This is a genomic window from Kitasatospora sp. NPDC041917 (genome assembly GCF_055589745.1).
This window is the reverse complement of record NZ_JBVJBI010000033.1, coordinates 84,004-93,857: the sequence shown is the minus strand read 5'-3', so window position 1 is coordinate 93,857 and position 9,854 is coordinate 84,004. Positions and strand designations below refer to the sequence as shown.

Here is a 9,854-nt window from a genome sequence, read left to right as displayed (position 1 = left end):
GGCACACCGGTCGACACCGGGGTGCCCTCGTCCTGCGGCTCCTCGACGGCGAGCAGCGAGACCACTCCCGCGAACTCGCCCCCGGCGTTCAACTCGCGGATCCGCGCGGCCAGTTCCTCCCGACCCGCGCCGTCGACGGCCAGCGGAACGACCTCCGCACCGGCGGCCAGCAGCGCGCTCTCCACGCCCTCCACCGACGCACCCGCACCCGCACCCGCACCCGCACCCGCACCCGTCACCAGCAGCCAACGGCCCGACAGCCGCCCCTCCGCCGAACCCGCCAACGGCTTCCACGTCACCCGGTACCGCCAGGAGTCCACCACCGAATCCACCCGGCGCCGCTGCCGCCACGAGGACAGCACCGGCAGCAGCGAGCGCAGCGCGCCGTCCTCGTCCAGCTCCAGGGACTCCGAGAGCTCGGCCAGGTCCCCGCGCTCGACGGCGTCCCAGAACCGCGCCTCGGTCGGGTCGCCCTCGGCCGCCACGGCGGCCGCCTCCAGCCAGTAGTGCTCGCGCTGGAAGGCGTAGGTCGGCAGCTCGACCGGGCGACCGGCGGGCAGCAGCGCGGTGAAGTCGACGGGCGCACCCGCGGTCCAGGCCTCCGCCAGCGCCAGCAGCACCTGCTCGGGGCCGCCCTGGCCTCGCCGCAGCGTGCCCAGCACGGCCGCCTCGGCCTCGACCGCGTCGGCGGTCTCCTGCACACCCACCGTCAGCACCGGGTGCGGGCTGCACTCCACGAACACCGCCCGGCCACCGGCCAGCAGCGCCCGCGTCGCCTCCTCGAAGCGCACCGGGGAGCGCAGGTTGTCGAACCAGTACCCGGCGTCCATCCGCGCCGTGTCGATCGGGGTGCCGGTCAGCGTCGAGTAGAGCGGAACCACGGACGTGGTCGGGCTGATCCCGGCCAGGTCGTCCAGGATGCGCCCGCGCAGCCGGTCGACCTGGGCGGAGTGCGAGGCGTAGTCCACCGGGATCCGGCGGGCCCGCACGTCCCGCTCCTCGCAGAGCGCCATCAGCGCGTCCAGGGCGTCCGGCTCGCCCGACACCACCGTCGAGGACGGGCCGTTGAACGCGGCCACCGAGATCCGGCCGTCGAACGAGCCGATCAGCCCCTCGGCGGTCTCCTGGCCGACCGCCAGCGACACCATGCCGCCGTCACCGGCCAGTTCGATCAGCGCCCGGCTGCGCAACGCGACCACCCGGGCACCGTCCTCCACGGACAGCGCACCCGCCACCACCGCCGCCGCGATCTCGCCCTGCGAGTGACCGATCACCGCCGACGGCTCCACACCGTGCGCCCGCCACACCTCCGCCAGCGACACCATCACCGCCCACAGCACCGGCTGGACCACGTCCACCCGGTCCAACTCCGCACCCGAACGCAGCACCTCGGTCAGCGACCAGTCCGTGAACGGCGCCAACGCCGCCTCACACTGCGCCAAACGCGCCGCGAACACCGGTGAGGCCTCGGCGAGTTCCCACGCCATACCCACCCACTGCGAACCCTGACCCGGGAACACGAACACCACATCACCCGGGACGACCCGGCCCCGGACCACACCCTCGCCACCGAGCACCGCGAGGCCGTCCAGCAACGCCTCCCGGTCCGCACCCAGCACCACCGCACGGTGCTCCAGACCCGCCCGCGACAGCAGCGCGGACGCCACGTCCGCCACCGACGCCTCCGGACGCCCCAGCACGAACTCCCGCAGCCGCTCCGCCTGCGCACCCAACGCCGCCGGCGTCCGGCCCGACAGCAGCCACGGCACCGGGCCCGCGACCGGAACAGCGGGCTCCGCCGGGCGCGGCTCGGACACGGATTCGAGGATCACATGGGCGTTGGTACCGCTGATCCCGAAGGAGGAAATACCCGCGCGACGCGGCCGGTCCGCCTCGGGCCACGGCCGGGCCTCGGTGAGCAGCTCCACCGCACCGGCCGACCAGTCCACGTGCGGGGACGGCGCGTCCACGTGCAGGGTCGCCGGCAGGACGCCGTGCCGCATCGCCAGCACCATCTTGATCACACCCGCCACACCGGCGGCGGCCTGGGTGTGCCCGATGTTGGACTTGATCGATCCCAGCCACAGCGGCCGGTCCGTGAACCGGTCCTGACCGTAGGTGGCCAGCAGCGCCTGGGCCTCGATCGGGTCGCCCAGCTTGGTGCCCGTGCCGTGCGCCTCCACCGCGTCCACCTCGGCGGCCGACAGCCCGGCGTTGGCCAGCGCCTGCCGGATCACCCGCTCCTGCGACGGGCCGTTCGGCGCCGTCAGACCGTTCGACGCACCGTCCTGGTTGACGGCGGTGCCCCGCACCACCGCCAGCACCCGGTGCCCGTTGCGCCGGGCGTCGGAGAGCCGCTCCAGCACCAGCAGGCCCACGCCCTCCGACCAGCCGCTGCCGTCGGCGGCGGCCGAGAAGGCCTTGCAGCGCCCGTCGGCGGCCAGCCCGCCCTGGCGGCTGAACTCGGTGAACACCGAGGGCGTGGCGAGGACGGTGACACCGCCGGCCAGCGCCAGGTCGCAGTCACCGGAGCGCAGCGCCTGGGCCGCCTGGTGCATGGCCACCAGGGAGGAGGAGCACGCGGTGTCCACGGTGACCGCCGGGCCCTCCAGACCGAAGGTGTAGGAGACCCGGCCGGAGGCGACGCTGCCCGCGTTGCCGGTGCCGAGGAAGCCCTGGACCTCGTCCGGGACGGCTCCGCCGCCGGTCGCGTAGTCGTGGTACATCAGTCCGGCGTAGACACCGGTCCGGCTGCCGCGCAGCGCGGTCGGGTCCAGGCCGGCGCTCTCGAAGGCCTCCCAGGAGGCCTCCAGCAGCAGGCGCTGCTGCGGGTCCATCGCCAGGGCCTCGCGCGGGGAGATCCCGAACAGGCCGGCGTCGAACCGGGCGGCGTCGTGCAGGAAGCCGCCCTCGAAGACGGTCGCGGCGCCCGCGCTCTCGCCGGCGTACACGGCGCCGACGTCCCAGCCGCGGTCGGTCGGGAAGGCGGTGATGCCGTCCCCGCCGGAGGCCAGCAGCTTCCACAGCCGGTCCGGGTCGGTGACGCCGCCGGGGTAGCGGCAGCTCATGCCGACGATCGCGATCGGCTCGTCCGGGGCGGCGGTCGTGGCGGAGGGCCCGGTGGCGGCCGGGGCGGCCGGGCGCCGGCCGAGCAGCTCGGCGCGGACGAACTCGGCCAGCACGGCCGGGGTCGGGTGGTCGAACACCAGGGTGGCGGGCAGCCGCAGCCCGGTGACCTCCTGGAGCCGGTTGCGCAGCCGGACCGCGAGCAGCGAGTCGAAGCCGAGGTCCTTGAAGGCCCGGCCGGGCTCGACGGCGGCCGCGCTCGCGTGGCCGAGGACGGCGGCGACCTCGGTGGCGAGCAGTTCCCCGACCGTCCGGGTCTGCTCGGCCTCGGTGAGCCCGGTCAGCCGGTGCGCGAGCGAGCCGGTGGCGGTCTCGGCGGCGGCGGCGCGCCGCGGGGCCGGGCGGACCAGTGCGCGCAGCAGCGGCGGCACCTCGCCGTCCGGGCCGGCGGCCGAGCGCAGCCGGATCGGCAGCAGGTGCGGGCGTGCGGAGCCGACGGCCGCGTCGAACAGGGCGAGTCCGTCGGCGTCGCCGAGCGACTCCGCGGTGCGGGAGGCCCGGGCGACCTGCTCGGTGGAGAGGTGGCCGGTCATCCCGCTGGCGCCGGCCCACAGGCCCCAGCCGAGCGAGACCGCCGCGAGGCCCGCGGCGGCGCGGCGGGCGGCCAGCGCGTCCAGGGCCGCGTTCGCCGCCGCGTAGGCCGCCTGGCCCTCCGGGCCGAAGGTGCCGGCGGCGGAGGAGAACAGGACGAACAGGCCGAGTTCGCGGTCGGCGGTCAGCTCGTGCAGGTTGAGCGCCGCGTCCACCTTGGGCCGCAGCACCCCGGCCAGCCGGGCGTCGTCGTACGAGCCGACGGTGCCGTCGTCGATCACGCCGGCCGCGTGGACGACGCCCGTGACCGGGTGTTCGGCCAGCACGGCGGCGAGCGCGTCGCGGTCGGCGGCGTCGCAGGCGACGACCGTCGCGTCGGCGCCCAGTGCCCGCAGCTCGTCGACCAGTTCGGCCGCGCCGGGGGCGTCGGCGCCCCGCCGGCCGAGCAGCACCAGTCGGCGCACCCCGTGCCGGGCGGCCAGGTGCCGGGCGACCAGGCCGCCCAGTGTTCCGGTGCCGCCGGTGATCAGTACCGACCCGGGCAGCGCGGGCGTGTCCGCGGCCGGGGTGCGGACCAGGCGCGGGAGCAGCACGGCGCCGTCGCGCAGCGCGCTGCGGGGCTCGGTGTCCACGGCGGACGGCCAGGGGCCGCCGTCCCCGGCCGGGTCGCGGTCGACCAGGACGAAGCTGCCGGGGTGCTCGGCCTGGGCCGAGGCGACCAGGCCGTGCACGGCCGCCCCCGCGAGGTCGGCGTCCGCGCCGACGGCGCCGCGGGTGAGCAGCACCAGCCGGGAGGTGCCGAGCCGCTCCTCGGCGAGCCAGTCGCGCAGCAGGCCGAGGACGGCGGAGGTGGCGCCCAGCACGGCCTGCGCGTCGTCGCCGGACGGGACCGGCAGGACGACGACGGCCGGGGTGGGCGCGCCCGCGTCGAGGGCGGCGGTCAGCGCGGCGAGGTCCGGGTGGCGGACGGCCCGCGGCAGTCCGGCGTCGTCGGCGCCGAGCACCGCCCAGCCGGTGGTGTCGGGGGTCGCGGTCGGGTCGGTCGCGGGCACCCAGTCCAGGGCGAACAGGGCGTCGTGGACGCCGCGCGCGGCGCTGCCGTCCAGGGCCTCGGGGGTGACCTCCCGGGCGGCCAGCGCGTCGACGGCGAACACGGGGGCGCCGGTGGGGTCGGCGGCCCGCACGGTGGTTCCGCCGGGGCCGCGGGTCAGGGCGACCCGCAGCGTGGTGGCGCCGACGGCCTGGAGCGAGACGCCGGTCCAGGCGAAGGGCAGCCTGGTTCCGGCCTCGGCGTCGAGGGCGGCGGCGTGCAGGGCGGCGTCCAGCAGTGCGGGGTGCACGCCGTAGCCGTCGGCCTGGACGTCCTGGGGCAGGGCGACCTCGGCGTAGACGGTGCTGCCGTCGCGCCAGGCGGCGCGCAGGCCCTGGAAGGCGGGGCCGTAGCCGTAACCGGCTTCGGTGAGCGCCTGGTAGAAGCCGGCCAGGTCGACGGGCCGGGCGCCGAGGGGCGGCCACTGGGCGTGGTCGAAGCCGGCGGCGGGCGCGTGCGCACCGAGCAGACCGGTGGCGTGGCAGGTCCACGGCGCGTCCTCGCCGGACCGGGAGGACACCTCCACGGTGCGGTCGCCCGCGCCGTCCGCCGGGCCGACGGCGACCTGGACGGCCACCGCGTCGGCCGCGGTCAGCACCAGCGGGGCCTGGAGCACCAGTTCCCGCAGCAGGGCGCTGCCGGCCTGTTCGCCGGCCCGCAGGGCCATCTCCACGAAGGCCGCGCCGGGCACCAGGGTGCGGCCGAGCACGGTGTGGTCGGCCAGCCACGGGTGGCCGGTCGTGGACAGCCGTCCGGTCAGGACGACGCCGTCGTGGGCGAGCGGGACGGCGGCCCGCAGCAGCGGGTGGCCGGCCGTCACCTGGCCGACGGCGGCGGCGTCGTGCGCCGCGAGGGGCTTGGGCCAGTAGTGCTCGCGCTGGAAGGCGTAGCCGGGCAGGGCGACGCGGCGGGCGGGCGGCAGCACCCCGGTGGCGTCCACCGGCACGCCGGCCGTCCAGAGTTCGGCGAGGACGGTCAGGAAGCGCTCGGCGCCGCCGTCGTCGCGCCGCAGGGTGCCGACCGCGGTGAGCGCGGTGCCGGCGTCCTCGGCGGTCTCCTGGAGGGCGACCGAGACCACGGGGTGGGGGCTGCACTCGACGAACACCGAGCGGCCGTCGGCGAGCAGGGCGCGGGTGGCCTGCTCGAACAGGACGGTGGAGCGCAGGTTGTCGTACCAGTACCCGGCGTCCATCCGCGCGGTGTCGATCGGCTCACCGGTCAGCGTCGAGTAGAGCGGCACCGTGGACGTGGTCGGGCTGATCCCGGCCAGCTCCGTCAGGACCCGTTCGCGCACCCGCTCCACCTGGGCGGAGTGCGAGGCGTAGTCCACCGGGATCCGGCGGGCCCGCACCCCGCTCTCCTCGCAGAGCGCCAGCAGCGCGTCCAGCGCGTCCGGTTCGCCCGACACCACCGTCGAGGACGGGCCGTTGAACGCGGCCACCGAGATCCGGCCGTCGAAGCCGACGATCAGTTCCTCGACCACCGCGCTGCCCGCCGCGACGGACACCATCCCGCCGTCACCGGCCAGTTCGATCAGCGCCCGGCTGCGCAACGCGACCACCTTGGCGCCGTCCTCGACGGACAGCGCACCAGCCACCACCGCCGCAGCGATCTCACCCTGCGAGTGACCGATCACCGCCGAGGGCTGCACACCGTGCGCCCGCCACACCTCGGCCAGCGACACCATCACCGCCCACAGCACCGGCTGGACCACGTCCACCCGGGACAGGTCCGCGCCCGAACGCAGCACCTCGGTCAGCGACCAGTCGGTGTACGGCGCCAGCGCCGCCTCGCACGCGGCCAACCGGGCCGCGAACACCGGTGACCAGTCGGCGAGTTCCCGCGCCATGCCGACCCACTGCGAGCCCTGGCCCGGGAAGACGAAGGCCACCGAACGGCCGTCGCGCTCCTCGGCGACGCCGGTGACCACCCCGGCCCGGGCCGTGCCGTCGGCGAGTGCCGCCAGCCCGTCCAGCAGGTCGGTCCGGTCGGCGCCGAGCAGCACCGCGCGGTGCTCCAGGTCGGCCCGGGACAGCAGTGCCCGGCCGATCTCCGCCGGGGTGAGCTCGCCGTGTCCGGCCGCGAACTCGCGCAGCCGCGCGGCCTGCGCCGCCAGTCCGGCCCGGGTGCGGGCCGACAGGAACCACGGGAGGACCCCGGAGCCGGTCTCCGGGGCCGCGGCGGTCTCGGTGACGACCGGGGCGGCCTCCAGGATGACGTGGGCGTTGGTGCCGCTCATGCCGAAGGAGGACACGCCCGCGCGGCGCGGCCGGTCCACGGCCGGCCAGGGGCGCGCCTCGGCCAGCAGTTCCACGGCGCCCGCCGCCCAGTCCACGTGACCGCTCGGCGCGGCGACGTGCAGGGTGGCCGGGAGCGTCCCGTGGCGCATCGCCTGCACCATCTTGATCACCCCGGCGACGCCGGCGGCGGCCTGGGTGTGCCCGATGTTGGACTTGATCGAGCCGAGCCAGAGCGGCTCGCCGTCGCGGTCCCGGCCGTAGGTGGCCAGCAGCGCCTGGGCCTCGATCGGGTCGCCGAGGGCGGTGCCGGTGCCGTGCGCCTCCACCGCGTCCACGTCCGAGACGGTCAGCCCGGCGTTGGCCAGCGCCTGGCGGATCACCCGCTCCTGCGAGGGCCCGTTGGGGGCGGTGAGGCCGTTGGAGGCGCCGTCCTGGTTGAGCGCGCTGCCGCGCACCACGGCGAGCACCTGGTGCCCGTTGCGGCGCGCGTCGGAGAGCCGCTCCAGCACCAGCACGCCCACGCCCTCGGACCAGCCGGTGCCGTCCGCCTCGGCGGAGAACGGCTTGCAGCGGCCGTCCGCGGCGACGCCGCCCTGCCGGCTGAACTCGGCGAAGATCTCGGGTCCGGCCAGCACCGTGACACCGCCGGCCAGGGCCAGGTCGCACTCGCCGCCGCGCAGCGCCTGGGCCGCGAGGTGCAGGGCCACCAGCGAGGAGGAGCAGGCGGTGTCCACCGTGAGGGCGGGGCCCTCCAGGCCGAAGGTGTACGACACCCGGCCGGAGATCACGCTGTTCGAGGTGCCGGCGAGGACGTGCCCCTCGGCGGTGGTGGAGAGGTCGGTGCCGATCCCGTAGTACGACGTGCCGGCGCCGAGGAAGACGCCCACCTGCTCGCCGCGCACCGCGGTCGGGTCGATGCCGGCGTCCTCGAAGGCCTCCCAGGCGGCCTCCAGCGAGAGCCGCTGCTGCGGGTCCATCGCCAGTGCCTCGCGCGGGGAGATCCCGAACAGGGTGGCGTCGAACCCGGTGGCGTCCGCGAGGAAGCCGCCGCGCAGCGCGTACGGCGCGTCCGCGACCTCGGCCTCCCAGCCGCGGTCGGCGGGGAAGTCGGTCATGCCGTCGCCGCCCTCGGCGAGCAGCCGCCACAGCCGCTCCGGGCTGTCGGCGCCGCCGGGCAGGCGGCAGCTCATCCCGACGATCACGACCGGGTCCTGGTCGGTGGCCGTCGCGGCGGCCCGGACGGGCGCGGGCAGGTCACGGCCGCCGAGCAGTTCGCCGAGCAGGTACTCGGCGAGCGCGGCCGGGCTCGGGTGGTCGAAGACCAGGGTGGCGGGCAGCCGCAGGCCGGTGGCGGCCTGCATCCGGTTGCGCAGTTCCACCGAGGTCAGCGAGTCGAAGCCGGCCTCCTTGAAGGCGCGGCCGGCCGCGACGGCGTCCGGGGAGGCGTGGCCGAGCACCAGGGCGGTCTGTTCCCGGACCAGGTCGACCAGCAGCGGGAGCCGGCCGTCCGGCCGCACCCCGGCGAGCCGCTGGGTGAGGCTCGCGGCGGTCGGGGCGTCGCTGGCCCGGCGCAGCGCGGCGCCGGCCAGCGAGCGCAGCACCGGCGGCGGTCCGGCCGGGTCGTTGCGCAGCGCGGTCACGTCGAGGTTGGAGGTGACCAGGTGGGCGCGGGGCACGGTGCGGGCGACGTCGAACAGGGCCATGCCCTGGGCGGTGGTCAGCGGGGCGCCGACCCTGGCCGCCCGGGCCAGGTCGGCGCCGGTGAGGTGGCCGGTGATGCCGCTGGACTCGGCCCACAGGCCCCAGGCCAGCGAGACGCCGGCCAGGCCGCGGGCCCGCCGCTGGGCGGCGAGGGCGTCCAGGAAGCCGTTCGCGGCGGCGTAGTTGCCCTGTCCGGGCGGGCCGAGCACGGCGGCGACGGAGGAGAACAGCACGAACAGGGAGAGGTCGCGGTCGGCGGTCAGTTCGTGGAGGTGGAGCGCGGCGTCCGCCTTGGGGCGCAGGACGGTGGCGAGCTGTTCAGCGGTGAGGGCGGTGACCACGCCGTCGTCGACCACGCCGGCGGTGTGGATGACGCCGGTGAGCGGGTGCTCGGCGGGGATCGCGGCGAGCACCGCGGCCAGCGCCTCGCGGTCGGCGGCGTCGCAGGCCGCGACGGTCGCCGCTGCCCCCAAGTCCCGCAGCTCGGCGACGAGTTCGGCAGCGCCCGGGCCGTCGGCGCCGCGCCGGCTGAGCAGCAGCAGGTGCCGCACGCCGTGCCCGGCCACCAGGTGGCGGGCCAGCAGCCCGCCCAGGGTGCCGGTACCGCCGGTGATCAGCACGGTGCCCTCGGGGTCGAGCGGCGCCGGGACGGTGACCACGTTCTTGCCGACGTGCTTGGCCTGGCTGATGTGCCGGAACACGGCGGGCGCCTCGCGGACGTCCCACGCGGTGATCGGCAGCAGCCGCAGCGCGCCGGACTCGAACAGGCCGAGCACCTCGGTGAGGATCTCGCCCATCCGCTGCGGGCCGGCCTCGGAGGGGTCGAAGGCGCGGTAGCGCACGCCGGGATGGTCGACGGCGACGCTCTCGGCGTCGCGCGGGTCGGCCTTGCCCATGTCGGCGAAGCGCCCGCCCTCGGCGAGCAGCCGCAGCGAGGCGTCCGTGAACTCGCCGGCCAGCGAGTTGAGCACCACGTCCACGCCGCGTCCGCCGGTGGCGGTACGGAACGACTCCTCGAAGGCGAGGTCCCGGGAGGAGGCGATGTGGGCGTCGTCCAGACCGGCCGCGCGCAGCGCGTCCCACTTGCCGGGGTTGGCGGTGCCGTACACCTCCAGGCCCAGGTGCCGGGCCAGTTGGACGGCCGCCATGCCGACGCCGCCGGCCGC

General features: G+C 76.6%; 1 protein-coding gene (running past one end of the window). It reads right to left on the bottom strand.

All coding sequences use genetic code 11. From position 1 onward, the window contains the following. Window positions 1-9,854 carry part of the coding region annotated (locus tag ACZ6EM_RS30515) for a type I polyketide synthase (RefSeq protein ID WP_465773724.1) on the bottom strand (this coding region is incomplete at its 3' end). The annotated region continues 17,157 nt past the right edge of the window, so 9,854 of the 27,011 annotated nt are shown.